At 58.6% G+C, this 20207-nt stretch carries 16 protein-coding genes, 1 tRNA gene and 1 pseudogene; 11 read left to right on the top strand and 7 right to left on the bottom strand.

Going from position 1 to position 20207, the window contains the following annotated elements; genetic code table 11:
* Positions 1 to 22: 22 nt before the first annotated feature.
* Complete coding sequence (locus tag M2397_RS30285; RefSeq protein ID WP_310521612.1) at positions 23 to 1627, bottom strand: M91 family zinc metallopeptidase; 1605 nt, start codon at positions 1625 to 1627, stop codon at positions 23 to 25.
* 166 nt (positions 1628 to 1793) lie between these two features.
* Positions 1794 to 2789 carry an aldo/keto reductase gene (locus M2397_RS08540; protein ID WP_167656751.1) on the bottom strand — a complete coding sequence of 332 codons (996 nt, stop codon included), beginning with the start codon at positions 2787 to 2789 and terminating at the stop codon, positions 1794 to 1796.
* Between the two features lie 118 nt (positions 2790 to 2907).
* Here M2397_RS08540 and M2397_RS08535 point away from each other — a divergent pair, with 118 nt between their 5' ends.
* Both M2397_RS08535 and M2397_RS08530 read left to right on the top strand, forming a co-directional pair.
* Positions 2908 to 3819 (top strand): LysR family transcriptional regulator, encoded by a 912-nt coding sequence (locus tag M2397_RS08535; protein WP_131696161.1) that lies wholly within the window; start codon positions 2908 to 2910, stop codon positions 3817 to 3819.
* 2 nt (positions 3820 to 3821) lie between these two features.
* Positions 3822 to 3914 (top strand): annotated as a pseudogene (locus M2397_RS08530) (ABC transporter permease); the annotation flags it as partial.
* Between the two features lie 32 nt (positions 3915 to 3946).
* Here M2397_RS08530 and M2397_RS08525 read toward each other — a convergent pair.
* Positions 3947 to 7468, bottom strand: a complete 3522-nt coding sequence (locus M2397_RS08525; RefSeq protein WP_259242644.1) for a membrane-targeted effector domain-containing toxin — start codon at positions 7466 to 7468, stop codon at positions 3947 to 3949.
* A 353-nt stretch (positions 7469 to 7821) separates the two neighbouring features.
* On the opposite strand from M2397_RS08525, the gene M2397_RS08520 reads away from it, so the two are divergent.
* A complete protein-coding gene (locus M2397_RS08520; RefSeq protein ID WP_027606724.1) occupies positions 7822 to 8010 on the top strand; it encodes a hypothetical protein in 189 nt (62 codons plus the stop codon).
* An 8-nt stretch (positions 8011 to 8018) separates the two neighbouring features.
* Here M2397_RS08520 and M2397_RS08515 read toward each other — a convergent pair whose 3' ends face one another.
* Positions 8019 to 8399, bottom strand: coding sequence for a fe2+ zn2+ uptake regulation protein (locus M2397_RS08515; RefSeq protein ID WP_145337761.1), 381 nt, complete (start codon positions 8397 to 8399; stop codon positions 8019 to 8021).
* A 237-nt stretch (positions 8400 to 8636) separates the two neighbouring features.
* On the opposite strand from M2397_RS08515, the gene M2397_RS08510 reads away from it, so the two are divergent.
* The 4 genes from M2397_RS08510 (at position 8637) to M2397_RS08495 (ending at position 13390) form a co-directional block, all read left to right on the top strand.
* The gene (locus M2397_RS08510; RefSeq protein ID WP_259242643.1) at positions 8637 to 10925 is read left to right on the top strand and encodes an acylase; all 2289 of its coding nucleotides are present in this window, start codon (positions 8637 to 8639) and stop codon (positions 10923 to 10925) included.
* Between the two features lie 212 nt (positions 10926 to 11137).
* Positions 11138 to 11211, top strand: a tRNA-Cys gene (locus tag M2397_RS08505).
* 496 nt (positions 11212 to 11707) lie between these two features.
* Positions 11708 to 12127 carry a contact-dependent growth inhibition system immunity protein gene (locus M2397_RS08500; RefSeq protein WP_259242642.1) on the top strand — a complete coding sequence of 140 codons (420 nt, stop codon included), beginning with the start codon at positions 11708 to 11710 and terminating at the stop codon, positions 12125 to 12127.
* Between the two features lie 819 nt (positions 12128 to 12946).
* Positions 12947 to 13390 (top strand): GNAT family N-acetyltransferase, encoded by a 444-nt coding sequence (locus M2397_RS08495; protein ID WP_259242641.1) that lies wholly within the window; start codon positions 12947 to 12949, stop codon positions 13388 to 13390.
* Positions 13391 to 14119: 729 nt separating this feature from the next.
* Here the strand turns inward: M2397_RS08495 and M2397_RS08490 are convergent.
* Entirely contained in the window at positions 14120 to 14377 is a 258-nt protein-coding gene (locus tag M2397_RS08490) for a hypothetical protein (protein WP_131696165.1), read from the bottom strand.
* A gap of 153 nt (positions 14378 to 14530) precedes the next feature.
* Between M2397_RS08490 and M2397_RS08485 the strand changes: the two genes are divergently transcribed.
* From M2397_RS08485 to M2397_RS08470, 4 genes are all read left to right on the top strand, one after another.
* A complete protein-coding gene (locus M2397_RS08485) occupies positions 14531 to 14689 on the top strand; it encodes a hypothetical protein (RefSeq protein ID WP_167361111.1) in 159 nt (52 codons plus the stop codon).
* Positions 14690 to 14970: 281 nt separating this feature from the next.
* Positions 14971 to 15579: a LysE family translocator gene (locus M2397_RS08480; RefSeq protein ID WP_259242640.1), complete on the top strand. Its 609-nt coding sequence runs from the start codon at positions 14971 to 14973 to the stop codon at positions 15577 to 15579.
* Positions 15580 to 15894: 315 nt separating this feature from the next.
* Positions 15895 to 16902 carry a GlxA family transcriptional regulator gene (locus M2397_RS08475; protein WP_131696167.1) on the top strand — a complete coding sequence of 336 codons (1008 nt, stop codon included), beginning with the start codon at positions 15895 to 15897 and terminating at the stop codon, positions 16900 to 16902.
* A gap of 48 nt (positions 16903 to 16950) precedes the next feature.
* The gene (locus tag M2397_RS08470) at positions 16951 to 17871 is read left to right on the top strand and encodes an ADP-ribosylglycohydrolase family protein (RefSeq protein ID WP_259242639.1); all 921 of its coding nucleotides are present in this window, start codon (positions 16951 to 16953) and stop codon (positions 17869 to 17871) included.
* Positions 17872 to 17989: 118 nt separating this feature from the next.
* On the opposite strand, the gene M2397_RS08465 is transcribed toward M2397_RS08470, so the two are convergent.
* Both M2397_RS08465 and M2397_RS08460 read right to left on the bottom strand, forming a co-directional pair.
* Positions 17990 to 19249 (bottom strand): FAD-binding oxidoreductase, encoded by a 1260-nt coding sequence (locus tag M2397_RS08465; protein ID WP_259242638.1) that lies wholly within the window; start codon positions 19247 to 19249, stop codon positions 17990 to 17992.
* A gap of 3 nt (positions 19250 to 19252) precedes the next feature.
* Positions 19253 to 20191, bottom strand: a complete 939-nt coding sequence (locus M2397_RS08460; protein WP_145337766.1) for a dihydrodipicolinate synthase family protein — start codon at positions 20189 to 20191, stop codon at positions 19253 to 19255.
* Positions 20192 to 20207: the final 16 nt, after the last annotated feature.

Here is a 20207-nt window from a genome sequence, read left to right as displayed (position 1 = left end):
AGGCTGATCTATAAGCGTTCTACTAGGTACCGTCGCCTTGTTCGCTGGTCTCAAGAGTGACAAAACGCCTCAATGGCTTGCCCATCTCTTCGCTCAAGGCGTTCTCGGTGAACGGTTTCGGATTGATTGTGCCCGGTGCTGTCGAGGGGTCGTTATCGAAGTCGAAGGGGTCGGCGTCGTTAGGTAAACCAACAACTTGGCGCTCAAAATTGTTGACCTGCAACTCTTTGCCCGGGTGCAGATGCTCGGTGGTTACACCATCCAGGAAGGTTCCGGTAGCGCCGTTGTACGCGTGGCCAATCTCATGGAAGAGTTGGGTTACGGGAACCCACGTGTGTTTACCATCAGCGCGCTCCCTGGTGGCCGCCGGGTCATAAGTGATCGTGGCGAGATCAGCCCGCGCATCACCTGCAACGCCATTCTCGATGAAGTAACTCGCGGGAACCCCAGTGTCTTCTGGCACGTCATCCGCTGTCGAGCTTGCTTCTTCAACATATGATTCTTCGTGCTCTTGCGAGGCGTCAAACAGGTAGGAAGTATTGGCATTACCCTCTTGCCGAACAGTGACCTTCCCACCATTCGTCACTGCGAGTTCATCCATTTTGGTGAGGGCCTGTTGGCCGATGGGTGAGCTGCGTAGAAATTCGAAATCGTCGGCAACGCGTTGTCTGAATGCCTGCTGCTGCTCCTCAGAGGCACCTGTTACTCCTTCTGCCGTAAACCCCTGCTCGCCGACATTGCTCGGTTTCACCTCGGTAAAGGCAGAGCCTGTCGTACGGTCAAACCGATCGTTGGCGCTGGCGTAAATACGGTCGTGCCGCTGGTTATTCCAGATCTCGTTATTGCCTTTGCCGGTGTAAAACGTGGTGCGACCGAAGTGGTTGCCGATCAACACGTCATTCTGATTGCCGCCATGTGCAACGGTATGTCCGCTGCCTGAGACCAGTACGTCGCCGTCATCCCCGCCGTCCAGATAACTCTGTTTATGAGTAGGGCCAAAGCCCGCGAGAAGCAAGTCACTGCCTTTATTTCCGTACATGACAGTATTGCCGCTGCCACCGATAAGCGTGTCGTTGCCGTCGTTGCCCTCGGCATAACCGAGGCCGCTGCCCAGGCGCAAGGTATCGTTGCCAAGCCCGCCGTAGAGCCTGCTGCGGCCACCTCCCGCCTGGATGAAGTCATGGCCATCACCGCCTTCAACGGTCACACGAAGGTTGACGTCATCGTCGATGATGACTGTGTCGTCACCGCCAGTGGTGTCGATCCACAGTTCTTGATTGCGGTCTCTTTCTACTTTGATATCAATTACGTGGGGCTTGCCGTTGATCAGTATTTGCAGCTTGTCGCCCGGCCAACTGCGCACATGGAGATGGTCAGCGCGATCACCGGTTTCCACTTGCAGATAATTATTCAGGATCTCCGGTTTTGCGGGGTCACTTGCGTCCCAGTCGACGATCCTGCTGATTTTGATGTCACCTTCGGCGAACAGCAGGTGCGTCCTGCGGTTAATGATGCCTGGCGTCAGGTCGGTCGGGGGCGTGTAGGGCGAGGCGTCTGTCTTATCGAGAGGCGTGGGTAGCTGGGCGTTTAGTTGGGAGGTCAAGGAGTGCGCAAGCGCAGATAACATGGGCATGTCCTTTTGGGTCGACGCGTAATAGAAGCCTGACTTCGCATCAGGGTTGCTATTACGTGGAGTTCCGACCGCAAACGTTCCAGGCGCTCGGGGCAGATTTAGTGCACCAGGTTTCGTCGTTGGGGCACCGCAATCCAGGTGCCCCCTGTGAGCTTGGCCGTCAGATATCCAGCATGGCCATCACGTCTGCGGGATAGCGCAGGCCGGCGGTTGCCTCTGCGGGAAAGATCGCATTGAGTGCCGCCCGCTCGGTCGAGCTGAGGTCGAGCGATACGGCCGCGACGTTCTCCTCCAGGTACTTGCGTTGCTTGGTGCCGGGGATCGGAATGATGAAGTCGCCTTGTGCCAATACCCACGCCAATGCCAGTTGCCCGGCGGTTACGCCTTTGTCTGCCGCGAGGGTTTGAACCTGCTTCACCAACGCCAGGTTCTTCGCGAAATTTTCGCCCTGGAAGCGCGGGTTGGTGCGGCGGTAGTCATCGGCATCGAAGTCATCCGGGCTTTTCAGGGCGCCGGTCAGGAATCCTCGGCCCAGTGGGCTGTAAGGCACAAACGCAATCCCCAGGCGTTGGCAGGCCGCGAGGCAGCCGTTGCTTTCCTGGTCGCGGCTCCACAGGGAATATTCGCTCTGCAGGGCGCTGATCGGGTGCACGTTATGGGCGCGTTCCAGCGTGGCGGCGGATGCCTCGCTCAGCCCCAGGTAACGCACCTTGCCTTGCTGCACCAGTTCGGCCATGGCACCGACGGTTTCTTCGATGGCCACCTGTGGGTCGATACGGTGCTGGTAGTAGAGATCCAGGGTGTCCACCCCCAGGCGCTGCAAGGTGCCGTTGATGGCATCGCGAATGTACTCGGGGCGCCCGTTTACCCCACGCAACGCCGGGTTGGTTGGGTCACGCACGATGCCGAACTTGCTCGCCAGGAACACCTGGTCACGTTTACCGGCAATGGCTTTGCCGATCAGTTGCTCATTGGTATGGGGGCCGTACATATCCGCGGTATCGAGAAAGTTGACGCCCAACTCCAAGGCGCGATGCAGGGTGGCGGTTGCCTCCGTGGTGTCGGTGCCGGGGGTGTAGAAGTCGGTCATGCCCATGCAGCCGAGGCCGATGGCAGAGACCCGTGGGCCGTTTTTTCCGAGTTGACGAGTGTGCATGGGTTCAGCTCCTGAGTGGGGAAGGGCTCCATTGTTACTCTCGACAAAATTGGGATAAACCGGCTAAAAGCACTATCACTATTCGTAATATCTAAATAATCCGCGTAAGGAGTCGCCCGTGGACCGTTTCAACGCGATGCGCGTATTTACCCGAATTGTTGAACTGGGCGGGTTTGCCAAGGCCGCCGACAGCCTGCAACTGCCGCGCGCTTCGGTGACTATCCTGATCAAGCAATTGGAAGCGCACCTGGGCGTGCAGTTGCTGCAACGCACCACGCGCCAGGTGAGCCCGACCCTGGATGGCGCCGCGTATTACCAGCGCTGCGTACAGTTGCTCACCGACCTGGAAGAAACCGAGGCGGTGTTCTCCACTCGCCGCCAGAACCCGCGCGGCACCTTGAGTGTGGACATGCCTTCGGGCATCGGGCGCTTGATTGTGATTCCCGCGTTGCCGGCGTTCACCGCGCGCTATCCGCAGATCGAATTGGACATAGGCCTGAACGACCGCCCGGTGGACCTGATCCGCGAAGGTGTCGATTGTGTGCTGCGTGGCGGCCTGGCCCTGGATGAGTCGCTGGTAGCCAGGCCTTTGGCAATGATGGACCAGTTGACCTTGGCGAGCCCCGGGTATCTGGAACGCATGGGCGTACCCGCGTCCCTTGAGGATCTGGCCAATCACCAGATGGTCGAGTATGTCTCCACGGCCAGCGGCAAGCGGTTCGGCCTGGAGTTTCTGGTCGACAACGCCGTGCGCCCGATCCATTTGCCCAAGCGCGTGGCGGTCAACAGCTCCGACGGCTATTTCGCCGCGTGCGAAGCCGGCTACGGCCTGATTCAGGCGCCGCACTATCACGCGATGCGGCAACTGGCCCAAGGCAGCCTGGTGCCCGTGCTGGCGCAATTGCCGGTGCCGAAAATGGCACTGACGGCGCTGTATCCGCCGCATCGCCAGTTGTCGCAGCGGGTGAGGGTGTTTGTGGATTGGCTGGTTGAGCTGTGCAGCCAGCCAGGCACCGGTTTGCAACGCTAGGCCTGGGCCACGTGCTGACCGGCGTGCGGCTGGCCATCGGGATGTTGTCGGGCGTGCTGGTGCCATGCGAAATGCTCGGGGCCATTGGGGGTCTGGCCCTGGGCTATGGTTTTCGCGTGGGGGAAACCTACTGCGTCCGGTATATCTGTAGATCCCCCGGAACGCCTCCAGCATTTACCGGTTTGGCAGGGTCTGTCGCATGGTTCCTCAGCCTCATGCCCGTAGGGGCTGAGTATTTTGGATGGGTGTAGACACCAACGCCGATGCCACCAGTCAACTCAGCCAGGCCGGGGACGCCTTCGGAGGTATTCATGTGTGAATGCCCCACCAACGCCGCCCATTTTTCAGTGCCGGAATTTGCCTGGATGGTTTCTGCGGCATAGTAGTTGAACTCTCTGAGTCGTTTTTCAGAGCCGGCGCCTGTGGTGGTTGGCACGCGCGCGTCGTGAAGGTCCTTATGCCGTGTGAGGTAATAGTGGTCGAGCGGCAAGACTTCTATGCCGTTGTCACTGAGCTTTTTTTTCAGCTCTTCAAAGGTCGGGTTAGTGCGAGGGGTTTTGGTTTGCCCGATGATGCCAATGCCGTCATCCACAAGCCCGTGGGGCATATCGATCAAGCCTTCGAAATAGAATTTTTTGACGCCTTGGGTTTTTAACGTTTCGACGTTTTCGAAAATTGTCCGGAAACTCGCCATCTGTTTATGGCTTTCCCCAAACACCACGCCGTCCGAGGCTTTATAGGCCTCTTCAATCAGCTCGGGTACAGACACCTCTTTCGGCATCAGTGGCAGGGTTGGGCGTGCCGGAAGCCCCGAATGCTTCAGCGCATCGTAGTAATCGTCCATTTCCTGTTTGAATTTGTTCATCGTTGCCAGCTTGGTATCCGGTTTGAAATGGTCCGCCTCCAGTTTCCCCCGCATGCTTTCGACATAGTCGCCCTCGGGCAATGGTTTTCGAACACGTAGCGACCGGCCGCTGCTGTCAATGGGGTTGAATCTCTGCCCATGACGCTGCCTGGGTGAGTGCGTCAATGGCGACCTGGGTGACAGTGTGTCAAGCGGGTTGAAATCGTTCAGGGGCGTCCCGTAGGGTTTCATCTTGGCCGCGTCGTAGGCATACCGTTGTCCATTAGAGAGGATCGTGTCGGCCTCATAGGTCTGGTCCGCGATCTTGAACGTGCCGCGTGTGATGGGTCCATGCTCGCGGCTGACAGCCTGGATTAACGTGCCACTGGTGGCCTTGATCTTGTCCACGCCCTTGCCGATCATCTTGACGCTACCCTCGATGAGATTGCCCACCCCACTGACAGGATTGAGTTCGCCGATAAGGGTGGTGCCGAGGATTCTGGCGATCTTGAGGGCCTTGGTCGTCGCGCTGACCGCCTTGGCGCCGACTTTGGCCACTTTCGCGGCCGTGCCCACACCGGCAGTGACAAAGCCGAAGATATCCATGCCCAGGTCGACGGCGCCATCCAGGTAGTTGCCCTCGACAAAGTTCTGGATCGCCGATTTGAACGGAATCAGGTCAAGGAAGAAATTGGCGAGTTTCGACTGGGTTTCCATTTGCCGGTCGAAGGTGGTCGCTCCCTTGGCCTCCTTGATCACATCTTCGTTATCGATATCCAAGTGTTGGATAAACACGTCAGTGAGGGCCTGCGTCCGGGTACTGGAGAAACTGTTGGGAACGGGCAGTGGGTTTTGGGCTTTCTGGCTGTGTTCAAACACCGTTTCAGCCATACCTTTGGGGGGGAACGCCTCTATGGGGTAGACCCGGTTGGCGTTGCGCTCGCGCTCTTGGGTCAATACGGTGTCGGGAACGGGTTTAACAGTGCCTTGCTTTAAATCCACTTCATAAACCGTTTGGCTATTCACCCCCGTGGACTTGATCAATAACCTGTGATTTTTTTCCGTCAGGGTTCGGTCGGTAAAGCCCATACCCAGGGTGTAGGTATGGTTTTGATAGAACTCAAGTTTCCCATATTCCAGATTCTCCCGGTCTTTGAGCGGAAGCTGACTGATCATTTGCTTGACGGCCGTGGCGATGCCTTTTTTCCGAGTGGTCATGGCCTGGGTGAGTTCTGCGTCGAACACTTGGTTTACGTCGAATTGCAGGGACTTGCCTCGTGTGGCATCGATGATCCGATCGTCTGTGGATTCCCACTCATACTGATGCAGCCCGCTCATCGCGATATCCAGCAACGAGTGTGGGCCGGCGGGCGCCCGATTGGGGTCATAGAGCGGTTGGACGTAGGGCTGTGTGGTGCTCTTTACGGTCAGGAGTTTCTCTTCAAAAGGCACGTTCTCGCCAAACCTTTCTTTCAGCTTGGCCAGGGCGATTTCCCTGCGACTGGGGATTTTGGCTTCGATCTGGTCGCTGGCATTTACCCGCGCATCGGCCTGCAGGTTGAAGGCGCCTCTGACCTTTTCAATGTCGCTGGTGTTGTACCGAGCGGCTTCATCTTCAGAGAGCACGCCGTTGACGACGCCCCAGATCCGCAGCGCGGCGGTCTGTGCCTGCTGGGTCACGTCCAGGTCTTGCAGGCCGGCATTTTCGGCTTCCAGCATGACTTGGGCAAAGGTCATATTGGGGACTTTACCCGGTGTCTGGGCTTCTATCGTTGCCGCTGCGATGGACAGGCTCACCCAGGTTGGACTTCCATAGGTCACGTTGGCAGGGATGTCTTTGATCAGCAGTTCGGGGGCTTTCCTCGCCAGTAACAGGTAAGCGCCGACCTTGGCCATTCCAGGCGTGGTGTGGCCTTCGTTATCCAAATGCGCGCTGAGGCTGCCCAACAGCGCTGAAGCGGGTTTGCCCCAGTGATCTCGCTGTGCCAGATCGAAGCCGGCAACCTTGTTCGGCTGGGTCTCGGCAATGGATGACGGATCCAGCAGCAGATGCATGGTGGCCAACAGGTAGTCGTTCACGCTGGAGTCGGTGGCAATACCGTTCAACTGAGTCTGCAAGAATTTGCCCAACGCTTGCGCGCGTGGCGTGCCAAGGAGCGTTTCCAGCGCCTTGGCCGGATCTTTGATGGCCTCGGCGGAAAGTGGCTGGTTGCTGTTCAAGTACTCCAGCACACTCGGGCTTACCCCCATCCGTGGTGGGTTCGAATGCTGGGTCGCATAGCGCCGGGCGGCGTCCACCAGCGAACGTTGCCCAGCGGCCCCCAACGGTAGTGGCCAGGACAGCGCGCCGCCAAAATTGCCCAGAGGGTGTTCCTGGGCTCTGTTGAGCACCGCGTCCGCCAGGGCGGTCAGGGCAAAGTGGCTGGTGGGTACGCTCAAGCCGGACGACCTGATGTAAGCCTCAAGCGTGACGGTGGCACCGGCTTCGGACGAGGAGGACTCGGGATGAATATCGATGGTCGTCGTTTTCAGCGCGCCCAGGATGGCCTGGGGCGTTGCGTCCGCGCCCAGGCGTTTGGCGGTTTCGTTGAGTGTTTGCCCCAGGGTCCGCAGGTTGTGCTTGTCTGCCTGCGCCTGCTCCAAACCGGCATTGGCAACACGCTTGTGGCGGTGTAAATGCAGGGGCGTGGCGGGTTGTGGGGCGGTGGACGACTGGTCGGGCGCTGGCTGGCTTTGGCTATCATTTTGGGGGGAGGGCAGAAAAGAGTGAGGCGGGTGGATGGATACGGAAGAGGGAGTCTGCATGGGTGGGTACCTTTTTTGACATATCAACAAAGGCGCCTGTTATTAGGAGGTTCCCTGTTCCCCAGACGCCCCTTTTGGGTGCGGAAAACACCCGCCGGGGTTCCTTCTCGAAGGCATGCAGTGTGTAAGGTAGGATGTAGATGCTCGCGCGAGTGTTTCAATGCACTCGTCCATCTATCGTGCAAGCCCAGCGGCCCACTGCCGTCGGAGTGAGCGGCACGCCGGACGAGCCAAAGTTTTTCATCACCTGTAACATAAGCCCCTGTCGACCTCGGTGCATCCCGTCGCCCGGGTATGTGCCTGGCCTGTTCGGCGCTACACAGTGGATAACTCTTCCGGTTCAGGAACCCGTCATGACCCAAAAGCAACGCTTGAAATACTCGATTCTGATCGCCCTGGCCGTACTGGCGACGATGTTTGGCCTGTCCTACCTGCAGAACATCGGGTTTATCAGTGAGAAGACGTTCCAGACCATCGCCATTGCCGTCGCAGTGGTCGTAGTGGTGATCAACGGCATCATGCGCCGCAAGGTCAAGCTTTAAGGTCTACCTCAGCTTCGAGCGTCGAGTACCTTCGCAGCCTCTTCATGGAGGCTGTAGCTTTTATCGGCGTTGAGGGTGATCACACCCTCGCTGCACAGGCGCTTGAGCACCTCGCGCACACTCAGGAACGACAACGGGATACCCAGCTCCAGTAAATGGCTGTGCACGCCGCGCACGCCCAGGGTGCGCTGGTTGTCGGCGGCGGTGAGCAAGGCGTCGATGACCTTCAGCCGAATCAGGCTGGTGCGCAGACCGAAACACTTGAGCAAATGGCGAATACGCTGGTTGCCTTGCTGTTCGGGCGTTTTCCTGAACGGTTGTGCGCCGTTGCCAAATTGAGCATCGACTGCGGATGAATGTCCGTCCGTGGGCACTTGCGGGTTGTACATGCAAAAACTCCTTATCAGAGCCTGATCAGGAAAATGATGGCGCTCTTAGTCAATAAGACGAACGAGCGAGCGAAATCATGAAGTGCAGGATGTAGAAAATTTGTCGGTATCGGTTTTGTCACATCTGCAGCGCCTTGAATAAACCCGCGTCAGGGTTAAATTTTTCCCGGTTATTTGCGTCCTTACGGTGGGGTAGTTGCCCCCGATGAGGGTGTTCAATTTGACTGTGGAGTCTGCGTGATTATTTCCAACGGGTTGTCCAGGGTATGCGTGGCAGGGCTGTTGCTGGGGGTGAGCCTGGCTGCAACAGCACGGGAGTCGATGATGCAGGCCTCGGCGGATATCCGGCGCACCAGCTTCGGCGTGCCGCACATTCGCGCCCACGATGAGCGCGGCCTGGGTTTCGGCATCGGTTACGCGTATGCCCAGGACAATCTGTGCCTGCTGGCCAATGAAGTCGTTACCGTGAACGGCGAGCGAGCCAGGTACTTCGGCCCTGAACAGTCGACCCTGGAAGAGCGCAACAACCTGGCCAGCGATGTGTTTTTCACCTGGCTGAACACACCGGATGCAGTGGCTGCTTTCTGGAAGGCGCAGAGCCCGCAGATCCAACAGCGCATGCAAGGTTACGTGGCCGGTTACAACCGCTACCTGAGAGAGCACGGCACGCCAGCCCAGTGCCAGGCCGCCAGGGTGCGGCCGCTGATGGTTGAGGACCTGGTGAAATTGACCCGCAGGCTATTGGTGGAGGGCGGTGTCGGCCAATTCGCCGAAGCCCTGGTCGGCGCCAAGCCGCCTCAGGCAACGGCGAGTGTGCAGCCCAGCGCCAAGGCGTTTGAACTGGCCGCCGCCAATCAACAGCGCTTCAGCCTCGATCGTGGCAGCAATGCCGTGGCGGTGGGCCGCGACCGTTCGTTCAATGGTCGGGGCATGTTGCTGGCCAACCCTCATTTCCCGTGGGTGGGCGGCATGCGCTTTTATGAAATGCACCTGACCATTCCCGGCCAGCTGGATGTGATGGGCGCCGCGTTGCCCGGCCTGCCGGTGATCAATATCGGCTTCAACCAGCATGTGGCATGGACCCACACGGTGGACACGTCCAAGCATTTCACCCTGTATCGCCTGACGTTGGATCCCAAGGATTCCACGCGCTATATGCTGGATGGAAAATCCATCCCCCTGGAAAAAACCTCGGTGACGGTGCAGGTCAGGCAAGCGGACGGCAGCGTGAAACCGGTGACCCATCCGGTCTATAGCTCGCAGTTCGGACCCGTGGTGCAATGGCCCGGCAAGCTGGATTGGGACAGTCACCACGCCTTCAGCCTACGCGATGCCAACCTGGGCAACGACCGCGTGCTGCAACAGTGGTACGCAATGAACCGCGCGGCCAGCCTCAAGGACCTGCAAACCTCGGTGCACACCCTGCAAGGCATCCCGTGGGTCAATACCCTGGCCGCCGATGACCAGGGCCAGAGCCTGTACATGAACCTGTCGGTGGTGCCCAACGTCAGCGCGGCCAAACTGGCGCAATGCAGCGACCCACGTGCCGGCCTGCAGATGATCATGCTCGACGGCGCCCGCAGTGCCTGTGCCTGGGACGTCGACCCGCGGGCCGCCCAGGCCGGCATCTTCCCCGCCGACCAGTTGCCGCAGCTGGAGCGTAGCGACTACGTGCAGCACTCTAACGATTCGGCGTGGCTGGCCAACCCCAAGGCACCATTGACCGGCTTCTCCCCGGTGATCAGCCAGGACCACGTCGGCCTCGGCCCGCGCGCACGCGTTGCCTTGCAACGCCTGCAATCCCTGGAGACGCAACCGATCAGCGTCACCGACCTGCAAAACATGGTCATGGACAACGAGGTCTACCTCGCCGGTCAGGTCATGCCCGACCTGCTGGAATTCTGCGCCAAACACCTGGGCACCGACGCGGCTGCGCTGAAGCCGCTCTGCACCAGCTTCAACGTCTGGGACCGACACGCCAACCTCGACAGCGGCCTGGGCCTGGTGCACTTCATCAATCTGATCGAACACCTGCAGCAAATCCCCGATGCCTGGCGCGTCGCGTTCGACCCGGCCCAGCCCCTCACCACCCCACGTGGCCTGGCCATCGAGCGTGCACCCGTGGCCAAGGCCCTGCGCGAAGCCATGCTGGCCTCCACCGCAGCCGTCGCCAAGCTCGGTCTTGGCGCCGATAGCAAGTGGAGCGATATCCAGGTCAGCGGCCAAACCCCGATCCACGGCGGCCCGCAGGAACTGGGGGTCTACAACGCCATGCAAACCGTGCCACGGGCGGACGGCAAGCGTGAAGTGGTCAGCGGCAGCAGCTACCTTCAGATCGTCACCTTCGACGACCAGGGCCCACACGCCCAAGGCGTGCTCGCGTTTTCCCTGTCCAGCAACCCGGCATCCCCCTACGCCAAGGACCAGACCCAAGCGTTCTCACAGAAAAAACTCCGCCCGCTGCCGTTCACCGACGCCCAGATCAAGGCCGACCCGCAGTACCAGCAGCAGCTCATCAAGGAGTAGGGCAGGCACGCAACCCCTTGATGCCAATACGAAATATTTTTGAAATCAAGGGGTTGCAGGCAAAAGCAAATGAGTACATAATGGCGCCCATCGAACGCAACGAAGCATTAAAAACTTCAATGTATTCAATGAGTTAGAGTAGAGGCAGGGTTCTATAGCCCACTCAAGTTTTTATGCGGTGAATGTCAGCAGCAAAGGCATTGATCGTTTGAGGCCGAGTAGCAAAATGGTTATGCAGCGGATTGCAAATCCGCCTACGCCGGTTCGATTCCGACCTCGGCCTCCACTCTTAAAAACCCCGTAGATTAACGTCTACGGGGTTTTTTATTGTCTGCGGTTTGGTCATCGCTTCCGCAATTTTTCGGATGCGCTTCCGCATCCCTACTTTTTTTCGGGAAATTTAAGACGCCGTTATCGGTATGCCTCTCCGCGATTGGACGTGGGATTGTGCTCGAGGCTAAGGAGCCTGAGCGTCTACTAAGGGCCAGAAGCAGCCACTCGGCCCACGGCACCAAACGGTCCAATGAGCTCAAAGGTGAGGATGGAATCTCGGTTGAGAAGGCCAATTAGCTCGGCGATCAGACACTGGCTGCTCGAAAGCACATCACTACCCAGCATTGAGAAGGCATACTGCCACTCTGAGAAACTGCTTGGATGGCTAAGAGGGCTTACCAGTCATGCCGAAACGCTTAAGAATGTAATTAGCCCAGAGGCGCAAGCGGCCCGACAGGCAGCTTTAGATACTTTAAAACGTATCTCTGACCTCTAAATGGTGCGGGTATATGAAAAAGACATTTCGTCAAATAGATGAGAGTAATGGGTTTAAGTGGGAAGTTGAGCCTGATCCTGATGAGTCTTCGCTTGAGTCATGGCACAGGTCGATTCTGGACACTCCGATAACTGAGCTCGATATCGGCGACCTTTGCAGATCGGTCAGGCAAGATATGTATACGTCGGAATTATTGCCTATCGTGGTTCGCGAGTTGGATAAGGAAGTGCTGGTAGGATTTCTGGATGACGCCGAGTTGCTAAAAGGAACCTCAAAATTATCGGAGGCAGTCTGGGCGAAAAATTTACTGCTGACGCAAAAAATATTGAATATTCTGAGGCGAGATAAAGAGCTTATTGCTGTGGAGCCTCGCGCTGTCGAATATGCTCAGGCTCTAGAGAGGAAACTGCTGGCAGCGCTTAATGGTAAATAACACAAGAAGGAAAAGGGGAAAGGGGGACAGATTTGAATGGCACTTACTTAACAGCTAACAGGCTGATCTGATTACAAAAAAATAAAAAAAGGCCGCCTTCGGTCTACGGTGATAGTTGCGAAAAGGTCAGTGACATAAAGGACTATACACAGCCGCATCTGCGCAATTGTATGACCGATATTCCATCCATCCCGACGCAGAGCAGCAGGGAATTTATCTTGTGATCTGGTTCGGCGGCGATGAACTGGTCGCAAACAAAAAATACAACCTTAAACTCCGCTTCGGAACTGAAGGCCAGCATCGAAGAGACGCTCCCGCCTGAGCTAGCTGGGCTAGTTGATGTGTTCGTCTTGGACGTTTCCGAGTCCTAAAGTTATGCCTGAAACGCAGAGACGAAGACTATATGCGACAAGCCCAGGAGATTCGAAAAATAGCACTCTGAGTCTTCCAGATTTTTTATACGCTTGGTGCAGTGACAACGCCCGCTAATGGGCCGGTAGCGTGCGTTTCCAAACGTCCACTTATGGCCGAGGCTGTGTAAAAACGGTTTAGAGCAGGTTTGACAGTCAGAACCAAAACGAAAATCGCGTTCCTACGCAAATTTCAGGTCCGCTGATACACCAATCATTGGCAAGTTTTACGTAGCGACGCAGGCTTCAAAACAGTGTCTGCGTTTTTACACAGCCTGGGCCAGAAGCAGCCTTTCATGACCGGCTGTTAGCCACCTGTAACCTCGCGCTGCACCCGGATCGCGACCCATCGTCAGGCTTTGCGAAATGTCAGGCAGGCCATACCTTCACGTCATCAAAGGCTAATGGAATGGCACTACAACTCAGACAAGCACGTGTTACCGATCTTCCGGCCATCTACAGAGGCGAGGAGAGCTATATCCGCTGTTGGGAGCCCGAGCATGAAGCATCGTGGCGAGCCCAACTGGAACGGCACCTGACGCGTTGGGTAGAGAATTTTGACCGTCTGAACGTCGCGTTCATGGGTAATGCCTTCGCAGGTTACTCACTCTGGATACCTGAGCAGAGTTACGCAGAACTTTGCACTATCCATGTAAGTCCAGAACATCGACGTAACGGGGTGGGAATGGCCCTCTTGGAAGCCTATGCACTGGACGCGGCACGGCACGGATTCACGCAGTTGCGGTTGAGTGTGCGACCTGATAACCCCGCGAAGAGGATGTACGAGAAGGCGGGGTTTTTATGCACCGGTACCGGTGCCCATGATTACCTGACGTATAAGCGCCACGCGTGAGGGGTGTTCGGTGCGGGCCCGCTTCTGGCCGACTGCTGTTGTTCGCGACTGGCGGCTTTTGATCGCCACCGCCTCCCAAGAACAGGCGCAGGTGGCCCGTGAGGCCGACCAAAACCTCACCAGCATTCCAACCTGGCAATTGAGTTGAATCACCTGGTGGCGCGCTTTAGGGTCTGACATAGGCAGTTGTTCTTGCCTGAACGTGCGATAGGCAGCCCGTGCAGGCGCCATTTCCTTCTCTTTGAATAGAACGATGTGCCGTGTCCCTTAACGAGCTCGCAGGGTTTTTCGACGAGTGACGTGTCTAGATCAAGGGTTAGGCGGCTTTTAAGGTTGTCACGGCCTGTGTTGGCGACTACCCTGAAACTGTTCGTATTGTTACGAACAGTTTCGGTTGTGACCGTTTTCGGGTCACGCTACTTCAGGATGAGGAACGAAAATGTTTTCACACGAAGGTCCCGCGATAGAGCTGATGCTATTCGTTTTTGGTCTGGCGATGCTGCTTTTGGTCGTTTGGTTTTTTCATTATCAATACGAGCGAAAGACGGGGACGGGCGTAAAAAAACAACATAGTCCTGGCGATAGCCGCTCAACGTAAATCTGCTGTCGAACGACCTGTTCGAGCCAGTCGGCTGCAGCTGGCTCGCGCTATTCACCGACGTAAAGAATTGGGGGCCGACTACGATTCCGACTCGAGGCCCCCATTCTTGACCGCACTGACCTCAATTTTCAGCACTCAGTCTCGGACCTGCTGATGCGCTGCTCCTTCACTTCACCCGCGTACTTGGCCAGTTTCTCCTGCTGAGTTGTCAGCAACGTACAGACCTTCATCAACGCCACCGCTTCACTCGGCGTCCTGCTGCTGTTTGCCAGGGCTGTCAGCTCAACCACGGACCAGCCGATGACCGCCGCTGCATCTTCCAGGTCGTAAAACAATTCCTGCTGGGCAGTTCTCGGTCCGTCGAGGCCCTGTATCAACTCCTTCATTTCCGTCACTCCGGATTAACTCGCATCAATGAATTGACGTGTATCCACCCCTACACAAACCCTACCAAGACGTTACACGAAACCCGTGACGGACTTCAGTTGCGGCGGTCTTACTTTACGTACACCCAACCTTGTAAAGCAGAGAGCGTTGTCATGAAGTTGAATTACCTAACCAAGGCGGCTGTTGTTGTCGCGCTGTTGTCGACCTTGTCGGGCTGCTGGATATTCATGCCGCCGGGCGGTGGCGGGGGTGGTGGCCATGGCGGTGGGGGGCATGGTCAAGGCGGCGGCCCTGGCGGCGGTCCGCGTTAATAGTTAGTCAACGAGAGGCAGGCCATGAACAATGGCCTGCCTCTTTTTTTGCCCGGCTTAAATCCCAGGCAAAGAAAAGCCCGCGATGGGGAGCACGGGCTAAAAGGGATGTTCATTAGGAGCTGGATTCACCATAAGGGGGCGTCTGTGAAAGGTTTGTGAAAGCGCCTGAATTATTTGCGCCTGAAGTGTATGCCTCGATCCGTGCCTGGCTGTACGGGGCGCCGAGGGGCATAACCCACTACTGTCACAGGCATATCACACCGCTCGGATGCCGCACCATGGTCATGTCTACCAGCCTGCTCTCAGCCTTTGTGCTGTTCGCCTTCGTGTCCTCGATCACCCCGGGTCCGAATAACACCATGTTGCTCGCTTCGGGGGTGAACTTCGGGTTTCGCCGCTCGATGCCCCATGCGCTGGGGATCAGTATCGGCTTCATGCTGTTGGTGATTTCGGTGGGCCTGGGCCTGGGCGAAGTGTTCAAGGTGTTCCCGTGGGCCTACACGGTGTTGCGCTACGTGGGCGCGGCGTACTTGCTGTACCTGGCCTGGAAGATCGCCACGGCGGGCGGCATGTCCGATAGTAATGATGAACACGGCAAGCCCATGACCTTCCTCGGCGCGGCGGCGTTTCAGTGGGTGAACCCCAAGGCGTGGATCATGGCGCTGGGGGCCATCACCACCTATACGCCCGCTGAGGGCTATGTCACCAACGTGCTGGTGATTGCGCTGGTCTTTGCCGTGGTCAACCTGCCCAGCGTGTGCGTGTGGGTCGGATGTGGCAGCGGCTTGCGTAATGTGCTGCGCGAGCCGCGCTGGTTGAGACTGTTCAATTGGTCAATGGCCGGGCTGTTGGTGCTGTCGCTGTACCCGATGTTGTTTGCCGGCTAGGCGTCAGACCGGCGAGATGGTCGCCAGCAGGCCGATGCCGATGGTCAGCACTAAAAAACCGAACAGGAAAATCGCCATCTTGGTCATACGGCCTCCGAAGGGAAGGGGGTGGGGATGTGGGCTATTGTCCGCCCAGGCGGCATTTCAATACAGGCGCAGATAGCAAAGAAAAAACCGTATCAGATGCGCTTGCGACTGTTCTGCTACGGGCTTTGGGGGGCTGCGATTTTTTCAAGATCAGTGCCTGGGACAACCACGGCTTTTCCCCCTAAGATGGCGCCCATTGCATCAACAATAAAACTGGGCCAACCCTCGATGGAAAGACGTCAGTTCAGCGGTGGCATGAAAGGCAAGAACCTGCGCTACCTCAACGAAACCTCCCAGCCGGCATCGGTCACCCGCGTCGGCTTCCTGCTGCTCGAACACTTCTCCCTGCCTGCCTTCACCCAGACCCTCGACACCGTGGTCACTGCCAACCTGCTGCGTCCTGATCTGTTCGCTTCGCGCACCTACGGTTGTGATGACGGCGAAGTCATCAGCGACCTGGGCCTGGTGATCCGCCCGGATGCGCGTCTCGATGCCCCGGCGCTGCAAGGCTTGGATCTGCTGGTGATCTGCGGCGGCTTTCGCACCGAACTCAAGGCTGGCGACCCCTTGATCCAGCTGCTGCGTACGGCCGCCGAGCAGGGCGTGAGCCTCGCAGGGTTGTGGAACGGCGCATGGTTCCTCGGCCGCGCCGGCCTGCTGCAAGGCTACCGCTGCGCCATCCACCCCGAACACCGCCCGGCCCTGGCGGAAGTGTCCAAGGCCACCCACGTTACCAGCGAACCCTACGTGATCGACCGCGACCGCCTCACCGCGTCGAGCCCCTCCGGTGCCTTCCACATGGCCCTGGACTGGATCAAAAGCTTGCATGACAAAGCCCTGGTCGAAGGGATCGAAGACATCCTGGCCTTCGAAGAATCGCGTTATCGACGGATCAAACCCACCGAAAACGTCAGCGTCAGCGCGCCCCTGCGCGAAGTGGTCAAGCTGATGGACGCCAACCTCGAAGAGCCGCTGGAACTCGACCAACTCGCTGTCTATGCCGGCCGCTCGCGCCGCCAACTGGAGCGCCTGTTCAAGGAACAACTGGGCACCACGCCGCAGCGCTACTACATGGAGCTGCGCGTCACCGAAGCACGCCGGCTGTTGCAGCACACCGAACTGTCACAGGTGGAGGTGCTGGTGGCGTGCGGGTTTGTCTCGCCGAGCCATTTCAGCAAGTGCTACAGCTCGTATTTCGGATATCGCCCCTCCAAGGAGAAGCGGTTGGTCAAGTAAAGTGGCTGCCGCTCTATGCACGCTGGCATGATTTTTCAAGGAGGACCCATGTCTCTTACACGTTTGGATCGTTATCGCGGCAGTTTGCTGGGCTTGGCCTGCGGCGATGCAGTCGGTACCACGGTCGAGTTCATGCCCCGTGGCACCTTTACACCGCTCACCGATATGGTGGGAGGAGGGCCATTCAACCTCAAGCCTGGCCAGTGGACCGACGACACCTCAATGGCGCTGTGCCTGGCCGAAAGTCTGCTGCGCAAAGAGGGGTTTGACGCGGCAGATCAGATGGGCCGCTATCTGAATTGGTGGAAATGGGGCTATTTGAGCTCCACCGGCGACTGCTTCGATATCGGCCTGACCGTTAGCAAAGCGCTCACAGCGTATCAAGACAGTGCAAACCCCTTTTCAGGTTCTACGGATCCGTATTCCGCCGGCAATGGCTCGATGATGCGCCTTGCCCCGGTGGTGTTGTTTTACTTTCCGGACCTTCAACGTATCCGCCATTACGCCGCCGAAAGCTCGCGCACCACCCACGCTGCTCAGGAAGCAATCGAGTGCTGCCTGGTGCTGGCCCAGGCAATCAGCAATGCGCTTGAGGGGGTTTCAAAGGATCAGGTATTGCAGTTGGCGCAGATGGACCTCGCGACAGCCAAAGTCGCCGCACTTGCGCAGGGCAATTACCTGGAGAAGTCCCGTGACGACATCGTCGGCACCGGCTACGCCGTGGCGTCCCTTGAAGCCGCACTCTGGTGCTTCCACCATACCGACAGCTTTGCGGCGGCAGTGCTGATGGCGGCCAATTTGGGCGATGACGCCGACACCACCGCAGCCATCGTCGGCCAACTGGCCGGTGCGTATTATGGCGCCCAAGCGATTCCTGGCCGCTGGTTGGAAAAGCTGTGGATGCGCGAGGAAATCCAAGGCATGGCGGATGCCCTGTTGGCAGCTTCGACCGGTAGTCTCGTTCAGTGAAGCGAGCACCGTCTGCAAAACCATGAAGATCAAATGTGGGAGTTGTCGAGCTCACCACAAAAAGCACGCGTTTGAAATAGCTTGTGCAAGTTGCTGTTCTTGGACGTGGCGGTTCTTCTCAAAACCTCCCCAGTCGATACGGCCCTAGCGCCGGCAACCCTGAAAGCGCAGGCGCCCCCGACGCCAATTGCCCCACCATCTCCGCCGTCACCGCCGCCTGCGTCAGCCCCAGATGTTGATGCCCGAACGCAAGCAGCACCTTCCCGTCACACACCCGATCAATAACCGGCAGCGAATCCGGCAGCGACGGTCTGAAACCCATCCACGGTGTCGCATCCTCTGCACTCAGGTCCTCACGAAACAGCCCCTGGCTCAACCGATGCAACTGCCACGCGCGTGCCATGTTCGGTGGGCGGTCGAGGCCGGCGAATTCCACCGTGCCGGCCAGGCGCAGGCCGCCTGCCATCGGCGTCATGATGAACTTGCGTTCCAGGGACGTGACGGCAAACGGCAGGCGTTGCTGTTCATGGGGCAGCATCAGGTGATAGCCCCGTTCGGTGTCCAGCGGGACTTTTTTGCCGGTCAGGGCGGCGGTGAGTCTGGCCGAGTGGGCGCCACAGGCGATCAGGACCTGGCGGGCGGCAAAGGTGCCTTGATCGGTGCTCACGCTGACGCCGTCGCCTTCAACCCGTGCATCCAGCACCTGGCGTTGGAGGAACTGCACGCCATTGGCGTTGGCCGCATCCACCAATTCGCAGACCAACCGGTAAGGGTCGAGGAAGTGCCCTGTACCCGGGAAAAACAGGCCGCCCTGGATCTGCGCGCTCAATTGCGGGGCAACCTCGCGTATGGCATCCCCCGACCAGAAATCCACCGGCACGTTTTGCGCCTGCATGCGGCGTTGCAACTCATCAATGGCGGTGCGGGAGTCTGTACGTTCGAACACCAGCAGCGAGCCGTCTTCACGCAACAGATGCCCGCGTTGAATGCTTGCCAGCAAACGCTGCCAGGCGCCGAGGCTCGCTTCATTGAGCGCGCGAATACCCTCCACCGTGCGCTGGTAACTCGCCGGGCGCAGGTTCAGCAGCAGGCGGATGAACCAGGGCAGGGCGCGCGGCAGGTATTTCCAGTCCAGGCGCAGCGGGCCCATGGGGTCCATGAGCATGGCGGGCAAGCGCTTGAGGATCGACAGGTCGGCGATCGGGAACACCTGTTCGGTCGCCAGGTGCCCAGCATTGCCGTAGGAGGCGCCCATGCCGGGTGCCTGCTGGTCGATCACCAGCACTTTCCGCCCCTGGCGCGCCAGCTGCAGGGCGCAGGCAACGCCAATGATGCCGGCTCCGATTACGGCGATATCTGCAGGGTCAGGGTCGTGCATCAGCTACGCCTCTCTCGACCAGTTGGCGTACCACTGGCGAAACAGCGCGTACTGGGTTTCTGCGTAACGCCGCTGGGCATCGCTGAGCACGTCGGTCTCGTTGAAGTGCAGGGCGTAGCCCTGGTCGCCGTTGAGTACCATCAGGTGCTTGTAATACAGCACCAGGTCGCAACCTTCATCGAAGGACGACAACACCGCCAGCGCCGCTTCCAGCTCGCGGGCCAGGCGCCGGGCCTTGGCATCGCCCTTGGCGGCTTGCTTGCTCAGGGCCACCAGGTGCAGCACTTCGCGGGGCAAGGCATTGCCGACGCCGGTGATCGCGCCCGTGGCGTTGCAGTTGACGAAACCGTGCACCACCTGAGTATCGACGCCGACCATCAGGGTCACGCTGTCGTCCTGGGAGGTGATGTGCTCGGCGGCGTAGCGCAGGTCGGCAGCGCCACCGAACTCCTTGAAGCCGATCAGGTTCGGGTGTTCGCGGCGCAGTTCGAAGAACAACTCCGCGCGGGTGGCAAAGCCGTAGTAGGGGCTGTTGTAGATCACCGCCGGCAGGTTGGGCGCGGCCTTGAGGATCGCCGAGAAATGCGCCTTTTGCGCGGTGACCGAAGCACCACGGGACAGCACGCGTGGGATCACCATCAAGCCATGGGCGCCGACCTTGGCCGCGTGGGCGGCGTGGGCCACCGCCTCGCGGCTGTTCACCGCACCGGTACCGACAATGGTCGGCACGCCGGCCGCCACCAGGCGCGCCACGCCTTCCTGGCGTTCGGCTTCGGTGAGCAACGGCCAGTCGCCCATGGAACCGCAGTACACCACGGCGCTCATGCCGATATCTATCAGCTCGCGGCCCTTGGCGACCAGCGCGTCGAAGTCCGGCTTGCGCGCGGCGGTGCACGGGGTCATCAGCGCGGGGATGCAACCGGTGAAGACGTTATCGCTCATTGTCCTAGCTCCTTGC

Origin of the sequence: Pseudomonas sp. BIGb0381 (assembly GCF_024809815.1) — a bacterium.
GTDB lineage: Bacteria > Pseudomonadota > Gammaproteobacteria > Pseudomonadales > Pseudomonadaceae > Aquipseudomonas.
This window is presented reverse-complemented; position numbering and strand designations above follow the sequence as displayed.